Origin of the sequence: Achromobacter sp. 77 (genome assembly GCF_020541125.1) — a bacterium.
In the GTDB taxonomy this organism is placed as follows: domain Bacteria; phylum Pseudomonadota; class Gammaproteobacteria; order Burkholderiales; family Burkholderiaceae_B; genus Achromobacter; species Achromobacter mucicolens.
Genome location: NZ_CP059848.1, coordinates 5,449,871 through 5,466,276, shown reverse-complemented (window position 1 = coordinate 5,466,276; position 16,406 = coordinate 5,449,871). Strand labels below are relative to the sequence as shown.

Genomic DNA, 16,406 nt, shown 5'->3' with positions numbered 1-16,406 from the left:
TGAAACAATTAAAGTTATCAGATAACCTGAAAAATCGGCCTATAATCCGCTCATGTTGACCAAGAGCCTCACCCTTACCGAGCAGGTCGCCCGCCAGCTCGCCAGCGAAATCGCCGACGGCATCCATGCCGTCGGCGCGAAGCTGCCGTCCGGCCGTGTGCTGGCCGAACAGTACGGCGTCAGCGCCGCCGTCATCCGCGAAGCCACGGAACGCCTGCGCGCGCAGGGCCTGATCCAAAGCCGGCAGGGGTCGGGCAGCACGGTCGTCTCGCGCACGGGCGCACAGGGCTTTCAGGTGTCCACCGGCATTGCGGTCGACCGCGACAAGCTCGCCAATGTTTACGAACTGCGCATGGAACTGGAAGGCGGCGCAGCCGCGCTGGCTGCGGTTCGCAGCACGGCGTCGGACCTGGACGCCATGGCATCGGCCCTCGCCTCGCTTCAAGCCCATCTGGACCACCCCGAAGCGGGCGTCGAACACGACATCGCCTTTCACGTCGCCATCGCGACGGCCACGCACAACAGCTACTACCAGGACCTGCTGCAATACCTGAACCTGCAGCTGCGCCTGGCCGTCAGCACCGCCCGGTCAAACAGCCTCCTGCAGGAAGGCCTGACCGCCGCCGTGCACCAGGAACACGTCGCCGTGTTCGAGGCCATCCGCGCGCGCGATCCGGACCGCGCCCGCCAAGCCGCCATCCGCCACCTGCAGCAAGCCGCCGGCCGCCTGCAACTCGATCTTCTCTTTCCCGCTGCATCCCACATCTCATGAGCGCAACCGACTTTTCTCAACGGCTGGTCCAGGCTTTGGGCCCCGATACCGTGTTCACCGACCCGGCGGACATCGCCCCGTGGCTGTCCGACTGGCGCGGCCTGTATAACGGCCAGGCCCAAGCTGTCGTGCGTCCGCGCACGACCGCCGAGGTCGCCACATGCCTCGCCCTGTGCCAGGAAGCCGGCGTGCCGGTCGTGCCGCGCGGCGGCAACACCGGCCTGTGCGGCGGCGCCACGCCCGACGGCGGCGCCAACAACGTCGTCATCAGCCTGGACCGCATGAACGCAGTGCGCGCCATCGACACCGTCGCGAACACGATGGTCGCAGAAGCCGGCGCCATTCTCGGCAACCTGCGCCGCGCGGCCCAGGACGCCGGCCGCCTGCTGCCGCTCAGCCTTGCTGCGGAAGACTCCAGCCAGATCGGTGGCAACGTCGCCACCAATGCCGGCGGCGTGAACGTGGTGCGCTACGGCATGGCCCGCGAACTGGTCCTGGGCCTGGAAGCGGTGCTGCCCACCGGCGAAATCTTTCACGGCCTGCGCACCCTGCGCAAGGACAACACCGGCTACGACCTCAAGCAACTGCTCATCGGGTCGGAAGGCACGCTCGGCATCATCACCGCCGTCGCGCTGCGCCTGTACCCGCGCACCGACGTGCGCTCCGTCGTGCTGGCCGCCGTCGAATCCCCGGCGCAGGCGCTGCAACTGTTCGAGATCCTGTTCGAACAATGCGGCGCACGCCTGCAAGCCTTCGAATTCTTCACCGGCGATTGCCTGGACCTGGTGCTGACGCACGCAGAGGGCGTGCAGGAGCCCTTCGAACAACGCTACCCGGCCTACGTGCTGGTGGAACTGGCCGACACCACCGACGAGGCCGCGCTCAACACGCTGCTCGAAAACGTCATCGGCACGGCGCTTGAGCGCGGCCTGTGCCTGGACGCCGCGGTCTCGGCGTCACTGGCCCAATTGCAGACGCTGTGGAAGCTGCGCGAGGAAATCTCCGAAGCCCAACGCGCCGACGGCCCCCACCTGAAGCACGACGTATCGCTGCCGATCGAGCGCATCCCCGACTTCATGCAGTCGGCCGAAGCGCGCGTACGCGCCCTGTACCCCGACATCCGCCCGTTCATCTTCGGCCACTTCGGCGACGGCAACCTGCACTACAACCTGTCCCGCCCGGCAGGCGCAGACCGCAACTGGGTCGCGGAGCATGGGGCGGCGATCACGGATGCGGTGTTGGATGAAGTGAACCGGTACGGGGGGAGTATTTCGGCTGAACACGGAATTGGACAGCTCAAGCGTGAGCATTTCCTGCATAGCAAGGATGCTGTGGAGTTACGGTTGATGCGGGAGATCAAGAAGGTGATGGATCCTGCGGGGATTATGAATCCTGGGAAGTTGTTGTAGGCGTTGGTTTGGATCTTCGGGGGTGGACGGAGCTTTGTCGTGGCGTTAGATCTTCGTGGTTGCTTTAGATCTTTGTAGTTGCAGCGGATCTTCGTAGTTGCTTTAGATCTTCATAGTTGCGTCGGATCTTCGTAGGTCGCCCGACGCCGCGGTCACCGTGGGCACGATCGCCCACGATTGCGGTCCGGAGCCTTCGCTCCGGACTACCCCGTTGTCATCTTCGTCCGCCTTCGGCTCCCTTCAGATTCCCTCGGGCGCATCGACGGCGCTCGCACCCACGGTGCCCGCGACGCCGTGCTGCCAGGGTCTTTGGTATGTGGCGCTTCAAGACCTGTGGTCAGGGCAGGAGATCTGCGGGGCCGCCGAATTGCTGCCGCCCGGGCGGCGGCAATCGGCATCGGGTCGGTCGGACGTCGTGGCGGTGTGCGCTTGCGCGCTGGCGGGGAGCGGTTTGCTGATGGTGCTCTCCGACGGGGGAGGGGCGGTGATGGGCGGCGCGCGTCGAAGGCCAGCTACAACCTGCCCACCTCTACGCGCGCCGCCCATCGAGCACCGGAGTTCAATTGACGATCAATGGCGGTCGTGCCGGAACTTGGGGAGAGCGTTTGCTGCTGCCGGTGTCTGACACCCTCGGGAGGTGAATTCGGCATGAAGCGCCTCTCACCAGGGTGTCAGACACCTTGAGAGGAAGCAGCCACACGCGAAGCGTCATAGCGACGACGCAAGACACTGCGTAAGCCCACGAAGGCCGCCCGCGCGGCCGCCCGGGGGCGGGCACCGCAAGACGTTTCTCTCCCGAACGACTGCGTGCAAGAACGCCAAGAACCCGGCTCGCCCCGCCGCCCGTAAAGGTTCAACCGTAGAGCCCGGTGTGGCGTGGGCCTGGGGCGGGCGGGGCGTTTAGATGCGCCCGACGGAAACCGAAGGGAGCCGAAGGCGGACGAGGTTGAGGACGGGGCAGTCCGGAGCGAAGGCTCCGGACCGCAATCGGAGCCCCGTCCGCCCCAGGCCCACGACGCGCCGGGCGTCTAAAGAACCCGATCCGCCGCAAGCATCAAGCCGCAAGCCGCAAGCGGCAACCCCTTCACGCCATCAACCTAAATCCCCGCCAACAAATCACTGCCGGTGATAAACCTCGCTCCCTTTCCGCACAAACTCCACCGACTTCTCCTGCATCCCCTTCGCCAGCGCTTCCTTCTCGCTGACTCCCTGAGCCGCCGCATAATCCCGCACATCCTGCGTGATCTTCATGCTGCAGAAATGCGGGCCGCACATCGAGCAGAAGTGCGCCACCTTCATCGAATCCTTAGGCAGCGTCTCGTCGTGGAATTCCTTCGCCGTATCCGGATCCAGACCCAGATTGAACTGATCGTCCCAGCGGAACTCGAAGCGCGCCTTCGATAGTGCGTTGTCGCGGATCGCCGCGCCTGGATGTCCCTTGGCCAGGTCCGCCGCATGCGCCGCGATCTTGTACGTGATGATGCCGTCCTTCACGTCCTTCTTGTTCGGCAGCCCCAGGTGTTCCTTCGGCGTCACGTAGCAGAGCATCGCCGTGCCATACCAGCCGATCAGCGCCGCGCCGATGCCCGACGTAATGTGGTCGTAGCCCGGGGCGATGTCCGTCGTCAGCGGGCCCAGCGTGTAGAACGGCGCCTCGTGGCAGTGTTCCAGCTGCAGCTCCATGTTTTCCTTGATCATCTGCATCGGCACATGCCCCGGGCCTTCGATCATCACCTGCACGTCGTGCTTCCACGCCACCTGCGTCAGCTCGCCCAGCGTCTTCAGTTCCGCGAACTGCGCCTCGTCGTTTGCGTCGTAGCCCGAGCCCGGACGCAGGCCGTCGCCCAGCGAGAAGCTCACGTCGTACGCCTTCATGATTTCGCAGATCTCTTCGAAGCGTTCGTACAGGAAACTCTCCTTGTGATGCGCCAGGCACCACTTGGCCATGATCGAGCCGCCGCGCGACACGATGCCCGTCATGCGGTCCGCGGTCATCGGGATGAACGGCAGGCGCACCCCTGCGTGGATCGTGAAATAGTCCACGCCTTGCTCGGCTTGCTCGATCAGCGTGTCGCGGAAGATTTCCCAGGTCAGGTCCTCGGCCTTGCCGTCCACCTTTTCAAGTGCCTGGTAGATCGGCACCGTGCCGATCGGCACCGGCGAGTTGCGGATGATCCATTCGCGGGTTTCGTGGATGTGCTTGCCGGTCGACAGGTCCATCACCGTGTCGCCGCCCCAGCGGATCGCCCACGTCATCTTTTCCACTTCCTCGCCGATGCCCGAGCTGACCGCGGAATTGCCGATGTTCGCGTTGATCTTCACCAGGAAATTGCGGCCGATGGCCATCGGCTCCACTTCCGGGTGGTTGATGTTGGCGGGGATGATCGCGCGGCCGCGGGCGACCTCGGCACGCACGAACTCCGGCGTGATGGCGGCGGGGATGGCCGCGCCGAACGATTGGCCCGGGTGCTGGCGCAGCAGGCGCTTGACCATCTTTTCGCCGTCGGGGCCGCTGTCGCGCAACGTTTGCAGGTAGTGCTCGCGGCGCAGGCTTTCGCGGATCGCCACGTATTCCATTTCCGGCGTGATGATGCCGCGGCGCGCGTAGTGCATCTGCGAAACGTTCGCGCCGGACTTTGCGCGGCGCGGCGGGCGCTGCAGGTCAAAGCGCATCGCTGTCAGCTTGGGATCGGTCAGGCGCGACTTGCCGTAGTCGCTGGTCGGGCCGGACAGCAGCTCCGTGTCGCCGCGTTCCTCGATCCACGCGCGGCGCAGTTCCGGCAGGCCGCGGCGGATGTCGATCTTCACGTCCGGGTCCGTGTAGGGACCGCTACAGTCGTACACCGTCAGCGGCGGATTTTTTTCGCCGCCGAACATCGTCGGCGTGTCGTCCTGTTCGATCTCCCGGAAGGGGACCCGGATGTCCGGGCGTGAGCCCACTTCGTACACGCGGCGTGATTTGGGCAGCGGTGCGACGGCCGCAGCGTCGACTTCGGCGGTCGCGGCCAAAAATTTGGGATTTGCGTTCATGGAAAGCTCCAAGCGAGTGGTTGGAGCCGATCGGGATGGACTCCCGCCCAGGACGTGCGAAGACGCGTGGCGGGAATACGCTCCCAGCATCGGCATTATCCGTACTGGTACGAAGGGACTCTCTCAACACGTCGCCGCCGTGGATGGCGGGACGAGTACCCCTGCGTGAACGCGCAGTATAGAGCCAAGCAGACGCGGCGCATTGAACAATCTGCGAGCACCGTCACAACGCGCGCGGATAGGGCATTTGAACGAGGCTGGTATTACTGCTTTACATTTGGATTCAGTCTAGACAGACACCGCCATGCAGGTTCGGTACACTTTTTTCCACACGCCGCGTGTACAGTCTTAGAGTCTTACCGTCCGGCATCAGCCCACTTAAGAAGGAATCGAGCATGCAACTGAACCTACGCACATTGGCGCCCGCCCTCGTAGTCGTGACATTGGCGCTAGCGGGTTGCAAGACGGCCCCGACTAAGACGTCCGACGCCACGGCCACGCCTCCGGCGGGCCAGCAATCGACCACGCCCGCGGCCGCCGCGCGCGTGGATTTCTATCTGGCCAAGCGCGAACCCGGCGCCGGCCTGCGTGAAGTGAACCTGCCGGACGGCAAGCTCTATCTGCAGGAAACGCCCGTGCTCACGCGCGCCGACTTGACCGATGCCGCCGCGCTGGTGGATCGCCAAGGCCAGAACTTCGTGGGTCTGCGCTTTTCCGAAGCCGGCACCCGCAAGCTGACCGCCGTCAGCACCGCCAACGTCGGCAGCGTGCTGGCCCTGGTGATCGATCAGGAACTGGTTGCCGCGCCGCTCATCGGCGAGCCCCTGAATCGTGGCGTCCTGGCCTTTGGCGTGCCCTCGGCCCAGGCGGCTTCTGAAATCGCCGCGCGCATCCGCGGCGATGCCGTGCCCGCCGCAGGCGGAACGGCACCCGCGCCGGCACCCGCTGCCAAGCCCTGATCTCGGGGTGCGCAAAAAAACCGGCTTACGTGGCCGGTTTTTTTTCGTCTGCATTTTTGTCCTGGAAGGCGCATTCAACGTGCGCGCCAGGCGTCCGCGAGAACGGGACAAATTGGTCCGCCCGATGCGGCTCGCAGTGTCTTGATCTTGAAGCGTGGTCGCGGCGTGGCCCGATATGCAGCGGGCCGCGGGCAGGGGCCGCGATCAGCCGATCTTGCGGCCGCGCGGCTTGATGCCGCGGCGAAGCAGTGTCGTTTCGATGAAGGTCTGGGTTAACGCTTCGAGCATTGCCCGTTCGTCGGGCGTCAGCGATTCGAATTGCGACGGTGAAATGTTGGGATAGGGCCACGGCGCCAGCGGACGGGGCCGGCCGCCGGGGCGCGGCGCCGATTCGGAAACGCCTGATACTGGCAAAGTATTGCTCAGGTCGTAGGCGTCCAGGGGAAGCTCCATGGGACCCTTGCCGGTCTCCAGCCATTCGACTTCGATCTTCAGCACCTGCGCCAGCTTGCGCGCGGATCGGCTTGAATGCCGCAGACCACTTTCGTAGCTGCCGATCGCGCTTTGCGAGATGCGCACCAGACGGGCGAGCGCCTTCTGCGTGTGGCCACGAAGAAGACGCGCATGCTTCAGTCGGTCTGAGAATGTTTTCACAGGGCGATTGAAGCTTGCCGATCTGTCACGTTGGTGGATATAAATAACACTAGGGTGATAACAGAGGGAAGGTCGCATGTGGGAGCGGGGCAGCGTATTTATCGTGCGATCCGAGGACGTTGCGGGGTGCCGGCTGGCCAGTGCGCTGCGCCAATTCGACTGGGACACGCGCGTTTTTGCATCGGTCGACGCCCTGCTCGAACACGTGTCCGCTGACGCGCCGGATCTGCTTGTCGTGCAAGGGCCTTGCGACAGCAAGGCCGATCTTGTTGACCGCGTGCGCCAAGCCGCGCCGGGCGCGCGGGTGGTGTGGCAGGACGGCGGCGCCACCACGGCGCAGCGCGCGGCGGCGCTGGACGCAGGGGTCGACGCCTGCGTGCCGGCGGACATGGAGCTCCTGGAGTGGGACGCGCTGCTGCGCAGCCTGTGCCGGCGCGCGCGGTGCGGGCCGGGCGACTGGCGCGTCGTGGCATTTGGCCGCATGCTGGTGGGCCCTCGCGGCGAACGCCTGCCGCTTACCCTGCGCGAGCGCGCCGTTCTCATCCGGTTGTTCAATGCGCCCGGCCACTGTCTTCATCGCGAGAGCTTCTTTCCGGCGCAAGCGCGCGATCCCCTGGACAGCGCAAGGCGCGTGGACGTGGTCGTGTCCCGGCTGCGCAACAAGGCGCGCCGGTTCAATATCGATCTTCCGTTGCTGGCGGTGCGGGGGTGGGGATATATCCTGCTGCCGCGCCTTCCTACAGCACGACCAGATTGTCCCGGTGCATGAGCTCGGGTTCGGTCATGCTGCCCAGGATGCGCGCGATCTGCGACGAAGGCTGGCGCAGGATGCGGCGCGTGTCGGCCGACGAATAATTGATCAGCCCGCGGGCGCATTCATGGCCCTGGCTGTCGACGCAGGCCACGACGTCGCCGCGGCCGAATTCGCCTTCCACGTCGGTCACGCCGATGGGCAGAAGGCTCTTGCCTTCGCGCAGCAGCGCCTGCACGGCGCCGTCGTCCAGCACCACGCGGCCACGCAGGCGCAGGTGATCGGCCAGCCACTGCTTGCGCGCCGACCACACCGGCACGACCGCCTGCAGTTCGCTGCCGATACACTCGCCCTGGGCCAGGCGCGTCAGCACATTGCGTTCGCGGCCCGAGGCGATGACGGTATGCGCGCCGCTGTGGGCCGCTCGCTTGGCGGCCAGCACCTTGGTCAGCATGCCGCCGGTGCCGATGCCGCTGCCCGCGCCGCCCGCCATGGCTTCTAGCGCGGGGTCGCCCGCCTGGGCGTGCGACATGAACTTGGCTTGCGGATTCTTGCGCGGGTCGGAGTCGTACAGGCCGCGTTGGTCGGTCAGGATGATCAGCGTGTCGGCTTCGATCAGGTTGGTGACCAGCGCGCCCAGCGTGTCGTTGTCGCCCAGCCGGATTTCGTCGGTCACGACCGTGTCGTTTTCGTTCACGATGGGCACGACACCCAAACGCAGCAGGGCAAACAGCGTGCTGCGCGCGTTCAGGTAACGGTGGCGGTCGGCCAGGTCTTCGTGGGTCAGCAAAATCTGCGCGGTGCGCAGGCCGTGTTCGGCGAAGGCGGCCTCATAGGCCTGGCACAGTCCCATCTGGCCCACGGCTGCCGCGGCCTGCAGTTCGTGCATGACGGACGGGCGCTTGCGCCAGCCAAGGCGCGCCATGCCTTCCGCGATGGCGCCGCTGGACACCAGCACGATCTGCTTGCCCTGCTTGTGCAGGGCGGCGATCTGCGCGGCCCAGTGGGCGACCGCGGCGCGGTCCAGGCCTCGGCCTTCGTTGGTGACCAGCGATGAGCCGACTTTGGCGACGATGCGCTGGGCGTGGGTGACGACGGAAACGGCAGGTGATTCAGCAGACATGATGGCGGCCGGCTGCGGCGAAAAAAAGCGTAATCGAAAGGACTGCGATTATGGCTTATTCGTTACCGCCGCGCGGCGCGGCCGGCTTGTCTGCGTCGGTGCGCGTGTCGTCAAAGCGCGGGTCCGGCGCCACGTAGGTGCCTTCGGCCTGATCCTGCGCAAGCTGTTCCTTTTCGCGCTCGGCGTCCAGGTAGTCCTGCAGCGCGTAGATCAGGTCCTGCGTGCCTTCGCCCGACAGGCCCGAGATGCCGAACACCGGACCGGTCCAGCCGTAGAGCTCGAGGAAGCGGCGCTTGGTGTCCTCGGGGTCCGGCACCATGTCCAGCTTGTTCAGGATCAGCCAGCGCGGCTTGGCGGCCAGGTCGGCGTCATAGCGGCGCAGTTCCTCGACGATGGCGCGCGCGTCGGCGACGGCCTGCTCGACGGGATCGGCGTCCGGATCCGGCGTGGACACGTCCACCAGGTGCAGCAGCACGCGGGTGCGCGCCAGGTGGCGCAGGAACAGGTGGCCCAGGCCGGCGCCTTCGGAGGCGCCTTCGATCAGGCCCGGAATGTCGGCCACGACAAAGCTGCGCGACGGCGACGTGCGCACGACGCCCAGGTTCGGGTGCAGCGTGGTGAAGGGGTAGTCGGCGATCTTCGGCTTCGCATTGGAAATGCGGGTGATCAGCGTCGACTTGCCGGCGTTGGGCAGGCCCAGCAGGCCCACGTCGGCCAGCACCTTCAGTTCCATGCGCAGGTAGCGGTGTTCGCCTTCCTTGCCGGGCGTCCATTGCTTGGGCGCGCGGTTCACGCTGGACTTGAAGTGGATGTTGCCCATGCCGCCCTGGCCGCCGGCGGCCAGCACCACCTTCTGTTCGTGCTTGTTCAGGTCGAACAGGACTTCGCCGGTTTCGGCGTCATGGATGATCGTGCCCACCGGCACGCGCAGGGTGATGTCCGGGGCGGCTGCGCCGTATTGGTCCGAGCCGCGGCCGTTTTCGCCGTTCTTGGCGCGGTGCAGGCGTGCGTAGCGGAAGTCGATCAGCGTGTTGATGTTGCGATCGGCCACCGCGTAGATGGTGCCGCCACGGCCGCCGTCGCCGCCGTCGGGGCCGCCACGGGGAATGAATTTTTCGCGGCGAAAGCTCGCCACGCCATTGCCGCCTTTGCCGGCGACCACTTCAATGGTGGCTTCGTCTACGAATTTCATGGTGTATGCGCGTGTAGTGGGTGAGGGCGGGCGTCCACACGGGGAGCCGCCGGGAGGCAAAAGAGAGCTTACTCGCCAATTGCCTTCAAACAAAAAAGCCCTGCCGCACGCGACAGGGCTTTTGCCGTTCGGGAACTGCGGCGGACCGCGTCCCAGACCGTATGCGACCGCGGACGTGAAGTCCGCGGGCTTGCCAACCGATTACTCGGCAGCGACGATCGAAACGGTCTGCTTGTTCAATGCGCCCTTGAAGCCGAATTGAACCTTGCCGTCGACCAGCGCGAACAGGGTGTGGTCCTTGCCCATGCCGACGTTCACGCCAGCGTGGAAGCGAGTACCGCGCTGACGCACGATGATCGAACCAGCGGGAATCAATTCGCCGCCGAATGCCTTGACGCCCAGACGCTTCGATTCTGAGTCGCGTCCGTTCCGCGTAGAGCCGCCGCCCTTTTTCTGTGCCATGTTTAGCTCCTGCTAAGTGGTACCGAGTCGCTTCTTAAGCCGTGATGGCTTCGATGCGGATTTCGGTGTAGTTCTGACGGTGGCCCTGACGCTTCTGATAGTGCTTGCGACGGCGCATCTTGAAGATCTTGACCTTGTCGTGGCGGCCTTGCGCAAGAACCGTTGCCTTGACCACGGCGCCGGAGACGAGGGGCGTGCCAACTTTCAGTTGGTCGCCTTCGCCCACGGACAGCACTTGGTCCAGGGTGATTTCTTGCCCAATGTCAGCCGGTATCTGTTCTATCTTGAGTTTTTCGCCAGCGGCAACGCGATACTGCTTGCCACCGGTTTTTACGACCGCGTACATGGGGTATTCCTTAAATAGGTAAATGGGTTCGTTCGTGCTGCCTGCCCTGCTGGGCAAGAATGCCGTGCTGGCCTGCCGTACCAGTGCTGGTACTAGCGCTTGTACTAGCCGAAAGTCCGCTGAATCAGGACTTGCGATGATGCCAGGCGGCGTGCACGAACAACCGACGTAATTCGGCCATTGCTGACCGAATCCGAGATATTAGCCCGGGACTTTTGGAAAGTCAAAAAGCTGTTGCAGGCTAAGGGCTTAGGTGTGGCGTGCAGGCTTCAGGCGCCCGGAATCACGCGCAGCGCAATGTCGCGCGCCACGCGGCGGATGCCTTCCGTGGCGGCTTGCCGGTGGGCGTCGTCCAAGCGGTCGGTGGGGATGGACGTGCTGACCGCCACCCGCTTGCCCAGCGGCGTCACGCCTACAAAGGCCGCAAAGCACTCGAGACCGGTGGCGACTTCTTCCCGGTCGTGGGCCAGCCCGTGGCGCCGCACGTCGTCCAGTTCGCGGTGCAGGTGGGCGGCATCGGCGATCGTGCGGTCGGTGACGCGGGGCAGGGTCTCGGGCAGCCGGGCGGCCAGGTCGTCGGGCGGCAGGCTGGCCAGCAGGGCCTTGCCCAGCGCGCACGCGTGTGCGGGCAGCCGCAGACCCAGGTCCGACACCAGGCGCACGGGCCGGCGCGCGTCCTCCCGGGCCAGGTAGACCACATCAAAGCCATCGAGCGCGGCCAGTTGCACGACCTCGTTGCAGCGGGCCACGAAGGCGCCGGCCGCCTGATGAAAGGCCGTCTGAAGCCCGTCGTGGCGCAGGTACGCAGCGCCTAGCGCCATCAGTTCCAGTCCGACGATATAGCCGCCGTCCAGGCGCTCGACCCAGCGGCGTTGCTCAAGGCAGTCCAGCAGCAGGTACAGCGTGCTCTTGGGCATCTGGCAGGCGCGGGCCAGCTCCGCGGCCTTTACCGGGGCGGGCCGGCCGGCCAGCACGCGCAGGATGTCGTGGGTGCGGCGGATGGCGGGAACGTCGTAATCGGCGGCCATGATTCCAATATATTGGACAGATATGCAAGATGTTGGACATGATAAATGAAGTCTCCTAGACTGGCTGCGCCATGCCGGGCCAGCCGGCACAGAACACCAGCCCGCCGCCGGCAGGGCACCAACGCGAGGAGACGCCATGAACCCCCATAACCTGCTGCCCGCCGATCTGTCCGACGCCTTGCTCGTGGGCCGCGTGTGGCGGCCCGATCCCGTCGGCGGCCCGAGCGTGGTCGTGGTGCGTGGGGGAGAGGTTGTCGATATCACCGCTACGGCGCCGACCGTGTCCGACCTGCTGGACCATCCCGACCGCGTGTCGCTCGCGCGCCAGGCCAAGGGCGAATCCCTGGGTGACGCGCACGCGCTCATGGATGCCACGCTGCTAGGCGCGCAAGGGCCGCGTCTGCTGGCGCCCTGCGACCTGCAGCCGGTGAAGGCGGCGGGCGTCACGTTTGCCATCAGCCTCTTGGAGCGCCTGATTGAGGAAGAGGCGGGCGGCGACGCCGGCCGCGCCGAGGAAATCCGCGTGCGCATGCAGGCGCTGATCGGCTCCGATCTGTCCCGGCTGCGCCCGGGATCGCCCGAGGCCATCCGCCTGAAAGCCGAAATGCTCGAGCGCGGCCAGTGGTCGCAGTATCTGGAAGTGGGCATTGGCCCCGACGCCGAAGTGTTCTCCAAGACGCCGCCCATGGCCTCGGTGGGCTTTGGCGCGCGGATCGGCGTGCTGCCCGAGTCGCAGTGGAACAATCCCGAACCCGAGATCGTGCTGGCCGTCGACAGCCGGGGCGAAGTGGTCGGCGCCACGCTGGGCAACGACGTGAACCTGCGCGACATCGAAGGCCGCAGCGCGCTGCTCCTGACCAAGGCCAAGGACAACAACGGCTCCTGCGCCATCGGGCCGTTCATCCGGCTGTTCGATGGCGGATTCACGATGGACAGCGTCCGGGGCGCCGATGTCTCGCTGCACATCGAAGGCCCCGACGGTTTCACGCTGGACGGCGTCAGCCACATGCAAGAGATCAGCCGCGACCCGCTGGACCTGGTGCGCCAGACTCACGGCGCGCACCATCAGTACCCAGACGGCTTCATGCTGTTCCTGGGCACGATGTTCTCGCCCACCAAGGATCGCAAGGGGCCGGGCACCGGGTTCACGCATGTGGCGGGTGACCGGGTGGTCATTGCCTCGGAGCGTCTGGGCGCGCTCGTGAACGAGGTGCAGCTGGCCACGGAAATCCCGCCCTGGACGTTCGGCGTGCGCGCGCTCTACGCGAACCTGATGGCGCGCGGCCTGCTGGCGCGCGGGCGCTGATCCGGCCGGGGGATCCGACCGGCTGATCCGACCGGCTGATCCGACCGGCGCGGGGCGCCTGGCGCCGGGCTGCGCGGCCCGGGCCGCGGGCGGCCGGACTTCCCGCGCACTCCCCGTATAATCCGTGGTCGAATCCCCCGCCGACCGCTGGCGGGCCCAGCGGTAAGAGCCGTTACGCGGCTCGCTTCACACTTGTCGGATACGTCTTGAATCTCCCCGCGCTCATTGCCCCCATTGCTGACGATATGAAAGCCGTCGACGCGGTTATCCGCGAGCGGCTGAATTCCGAAGTGGTTCTGATCCGCACGATTGGCGACTACATCATTGGGGCGGGCGGCAAGCGCATGCGCCCGGCCATGGTGCTGATGGTGGCGCGCGCGTTGGGCTACGAAGGCACCCATCACCAGCTGCTGGCCGCGGTGGTGGAATTCATCCACACCGCCACGCTGCTGCACGATGATGTCGTCGACGAATCCGACCTGCGCCGCGGCCGCGAAACCGCCAACGCGGTGTTCGGCAACGCGGCCAGCGTGCTGGTGGGCGACTACCTGTACTCGCGATCCTTCGAAATGATGGTCGAGGCCGACTCGATGCGCATCATGAGCATCCTATCCGAAGCCACCACCGTGATCGCCGAGGGCGAGGTGCTGCAGCTTCTGAACGTGCATGACCCGGACGTCTCGCAAGAGCGCTACCTGCAGGTGGTGCGCTACAAGACGGCCAAGCTGTTCGAGGCCGCCGCCCAGGTGGGCGCCGTGCTGGCCGGCGCCACGCCCGAGCAGGAAGCCGCCGCCGCCGCCTATGGCCGCCATGTGGGCACGGCGTTCCAGCTGGTCGACGACGTGCTGGACTACAGCGGCGACGCCGCCGCCCTGGGCAAGAACGTGGGCGACGACCTGCGCGAAGGCAAGCCGACCCTGCCGCTGATCCGCGTCATGGAAGTGGGCACGCCTGAGCAGCAGCAGCTGATCCGCGACGCCATCAAGACGGGCGACGCCGACTTCGCTGCCGTGGCCGCCGCCATCCAGGCCACCGACGCGCTGGAACACGCCCGCCTGGCCGCCGTGGCCGAGGCCGATCGGGCCCGCGAAGCCCTTTCGATCTACCCCATTTCCCCTTTTCAAAATTCTCTGTTAGAATTCTGCGCTTTCGCGGTGAATAGAGATCGCTAGCCAAAAACGGCGGCGAGATCGGCAGGAAGTTCACCAGGAAAGTGAAGTAATGTTTGGCGGTACTGAGCATCGCTGAATAAGTTGTCAAGATCGGGGCGTAGCTCAGCCTGGTAGAGTACTGCGTTCGGGACGCAGGAGTCGGAGGTTCGAATCCTCTCGCCCCGACCACTTCATGTGGTCGAGAATTCATGAAGGTGTTTCCCGACACCTTTGGCTGAAAGCCGGTATCGCGCAAGCGTTGCCGGCTTTTTTGCATTTGCGCGGGTAAATGCAAAAACTATTTCACAGCGGCCGGTGTCTGACACCCTTGAGTCACTGCGTCTCGCCCGAAGTCATTTCGCTTGGGTGTCAGAACCTTGTATAGCGAGACTTTCCGAATCGCCTGACGAATTATCCGAGCCCCGGCCATTTATTACCGGGCGATGAAAACCCAGGCATGTCTCGTGCTGATAGGGTGCATGCTGATCCCCAGTTTGGTGCGTATTTTTATATTGCCTCACGCAATAACCTAATAAGCAGCCGATCTGGATAATGATTTTTCAGTTTCGTTAAAACGGACCAAGAAAAACGTCTTTTCATATTTGATTACATTGCTCGCAAATTCGATGTTGCGGTTTGTGTAATGAATGTAATTTTTCTAGGGATTTCCCGGGTTTATTACGGGTTGTCCTGATTTATTTCCGCAGCAATAAAAATATTTAGAAAAAAGTTTGCTGTTCGACCCCTCTACGATGCCCAGGCTCGCTACCCAGTCCGTTAACGGGGTACCGAGCCAAATTCATTTTTAGCGATACGTCCGCCCCTATACGGCAACAGTATTTCGGCCTTATGTCGATTTACTCGCTTTGGGGCGTCGATTTCTAGTGTCTGCGACACGACGAAAACAGTGAGGTCCCCCGTGGTAAAGAGAATCGCAGTGTGTGGCCTTGGATATGTCGGCCTGCCCGTGGCAGTGGCATTTTCCAGGCGCTTTGATGTCATCGGTTTTGACGTGGACAAGCGGAGAATCGCACGGCTGAAAGAGGGTGATGACTGGACCGGCGAGATCGAACGCGACGTATTGCTTGCTTCCCCCATGCAGTTCACGGACCAGTTGTCCGAACTGGAAGGCTGCGACTTTTTCGTGGTCGCCGTCCCGACGCCCGTCGACGAAAAGAACAACCCCGACTTTTCCCTGCTGGTCCGTGCGTGCCAATCGCTCGGCCCCGTGCTTCGTCCGGGCTGCATCGTGGTCTTCGAATCGACCGTCCACCCCGGCGCCACCGAGGAAATCTGCGGTCCCGAGCTGGAAAAGGCGTCTGGCCTGCGCTGCGGCGTCGACTTCAAGCTGGGCTACAGCCCCGAGCGCATCAACCCGGGCGACCGCGAGCATCCGCTTGAGAAGATCGTGAAGATCGTTTCCGGCCAGGACGAGCAATCGCTGGAAGTCATTGCCGGCGTGTATGAGCAGATCATCGATGCCGGCGTGCACCGCGCATCCTCCATCAAGGTGGCCGAGGCGGCCAAGGTGTTGGAGAACACGCAGCGCGACATCAACATCGCGCTCATGAACGAGATGTCCAAGATCTGCGGCCTGGTCGGCATCCGTACGTCGGAAGTCCTGGCCGCGGCCGGCACCAAGTGGAACTTCCTGAAGTTCACCCCCGGCCTGGTGGGCGGTCACTGCATCGGCGTGGACCCCTACTACCTGACGTCCAAGGCCCAGGAATTGGGCTACCACCCCGAAGTCATCCTGTCCGGCCGCCGCATCAACGACGGCATGGCCGCGCATGTGGCCTCGCGGCTGGTGCAGCAGCTGGCGCGCAACGGCCGCCTGAACGCCTCCACCCGCGTCGGCATCCTGGGCATGACCTTCAAGGAAAACGTGCCCGACATCCGCAACTCGAAGGTCGTCGATCTTTACAACGCGCTTGGCCAGTACGGCATCACGCCGGTGGCGTGCGACCCCATGGTCGATCCGGAGCAGATGGACCACGAGTACGGCATCAAGCTTGTCGGCCGCGACCAGTTCCGCGACATGGACGTGCTGATCCTGGCGGTGCCGCACCGCGAAACCATGGAAACCATCTGGGAAGACCTGCCGCAGCTCGTCAAGAACGGCGGCATGGTGTGCGACTTGAAGTCCGTCCTGGACCCCAAACGGCTGCCGGCCGACCTCTTGTACTGGACTCTGTAGTTCAGGCGCGTAATCCATACCTACAG

The 16,406-nt window shown here is 64.7% G+C and carries 14 protein-coding genes, 1 tRNA gene and 1 riboswitch; of the genes, 8 read left to right on the top strand and 7 right to left on the bottom strand.

From position 1 onward, the window contains the following. Positions 1–52: 52 nt before the first annotated feature. Complete coding sequence (locus H4P35_RS25190) at positions 53–772, top strand: FadR/GntR family transcriptional regulator (protein WP_217618587.1); 720 nt, start codon at positions 53–55, stop codon at positions 770–772. After that, complete coding sequence (locus H4P35_RS25185) at positions 769–2,181, top strand: FAD-binding oxidoreductase (RefSeq protein ID WP_142052483.1); 1,413 nt, start codon at positions 769–771, stop codon at positions 2,179–2,181. Before H4P35_RS25190 ends, H4P35_RS25185 begins: the two co-directional genes overlap by 4 nt. A gap of 1,116 nt (positions 2,182–3,297) precedes the next feature. Here the strand turns inward: H4P35_RS25185 and thiC are convergent. Beyond that, the gene (gene thiC, locus H4P35_RS25180; RefSeq protein WP_062838980.1) at positions 3,298–5,211 is read right to left on the bottom strand and encodes a phosphomethylpyrimidine synthase ThiC; all 1,914 of its coding nucleotides are present in this window, start codon (positions 5,209–5,211) and stop codon (positions 3,298–3,300) included. Between the two features lie 64 nt (positions 5,212–5,275). Further along, positions 5,276–5,384, bottom strand: a riboswitch (TPP riboswitch). Between the two features lie 222 nt (positions 5,385–5,606). Here thiC and H4P35_RS25175 point away from each other — a divergent pair. Then, entirely contained in the window at positions 5,607–6,170 is a 564-nt protein-coding gene (locus tag H4P35_RS25175) for a hypothetical protein (RefSeq protein WP_056320000.1), read from the top strand. 204 nt (positions 6,171–6,374) lie between these two features. Here the strand turns inward: H4P35_RS25175 and H4P35_RS25170 are convergent, their stop codons facing one another. Then, complete coding sequence (locus tag H4P35_RS25170; protein ID WP_063952153.1) at positions 6,375–6,824, bottom strand: helix-turn-helix transcriptional regulator; 450 nt, start codon at positions 6,822–6,824, stop codon at positions 6,375–6,377. 103 nt (positions 6,825–6,927) lie between these two features. On the opposite strand from H4P35_RS25170, the gene H4P35_RS25165 reads away from it, so the two are divergent. Then, positions 6,928–7,593, top strand: coding sequence for a response regulator transcription factor (locus H4P35_RS25165; protein ID WP_226847443.1), 666 nt, complete (start codon positions 6,928–6,930; stop codon positions 7,591–7,593). On the opposite strand, the gene proB is transcribed toward H4P35_RS25165, so the two are convergent. From proB to H4P35_RS25140, 5 genes are all read right to left on the bottom strand, one after another. Beyond that, entirely contained in the window at positions 7,562–8,698 is a 1,137-nt protein-coding gene (proB, locus tag H4P35_RS25160) for a glutamate 5-kinase (protein WP_226847441.1), read from the bottom strand. The two genes, H4P35_RS25165 and proB, sit on opposite strands and share 32 nt — an antisense overlap. Before the next feature lie 55 nt (positions 8,699–8,753). Further along, the gene (gene obgE / locus H4P35_RS25155) at positions 8,754–9,890 is read right to left on the bottom strand and encodes a GTPase ObgE (protein ID WP_056319997.1); all 1,137 of its coding nucleotides are present in this window, start codon (positions 9,888–9,890) and stop codon (positions 8,754–8,756) included. A gap of 201 nt (positions 9,891–10,091) precedes the next feature. Beyond that, the gene (gene rpmA, locus H4P35_RS25150; protein ID WP_006389959.1) at positions 10,092–10,352 is read right to left on the bottom strand and encodes a 50S ribosomal protein L27; all 261 of its coding nucleotides are present in this window, start codon (positions 10,350–10,352) and stop codon (positions 10,092–10,094) included. Positions 10,353–10,386: 34 nt separating this feature from the next. Continuing rightward, positions 10,387–10,698 carry a 50S ribosomal protein L21 gene (gene rplU / locus H4P35_RS25145; RefSeq protein WP_006216228.1) on the bottom strand — a complete coding sequence of 104 codons (312 nt, stop codon included), beginning with the start codon at positions 10,696–10,698 and terminating at the stop codon, positions 10,387–10,389. A gap of 269 nt (positions 10,699–10,967) precedes the next feature. Next, complete coding sequence (locus tag H4P35_RS25140) at positions 10,968–11,726, bottom strand: IclR family transcriptional regulator (RefSeq protein WP_226847432.1); 759 nt, start codon at positions 11,724–11,726, stop codon at positions 10,968–10,970. A 136-nt stretch (positions 11,727–11,862) separates the two neighbouring features. Here H4P35_RS25140 and H4P35_RS25135 point away from each other — a divergent pair, with 136 nt between their 5' ends. The 4 genes from H4P35_RS25135 to H4P35_RS25120 all read left to right on the top strand — a co-directional run bounded on the left by H4P35_RS25135 (position 11,863) and on the right by H4P35_RS25120 (position 16,380). Further along, positions 11,863–13,032 carry a fumarylacetoacetate hydrolase family protein gene (locus H4P35_RS25135; protein ID WP_226847430.1) on the top strand — a complete coding sequence of 390 codons (1,170 nt, stop codon included), beginning with the start codon at positions 11,863–11,865 and terminating at the stop codon, positions 13,030–13,032. Between the two features lie 206 nt (positions 13,033–13,238). Then, complete coding sequence (gene ispB / locus H4P35_RS25130) at positions 13,239–14,204, top strand: octaprenyl diphosphate synthase (RefSeq protein ID WP_056319988.1); 966 nt, start codon at positions 13,239–13,241, stop codon at positions 14,202–14,204. Between the two features lie 91 nt (positions 14,205–14,295). Further along, positions 14,296–14,372, top strand: a tRNA-Pro gene (locus H4P35_RS25125). Between the two features lie 748 nt (positions 14,373–15,120). Further along, positions 15,121–16,380, top strand: coding sequence for a nucleotide sugar dehydrogenase (locus tag H4P35_RS25120; protein ID WP_128829408.1), 1,260 nt, complete (start codon positions 15,121–15,123; stop codon positions 16,378–16,380). Positions 16,381–16,406: the final 26 nt, after the last annotated feature.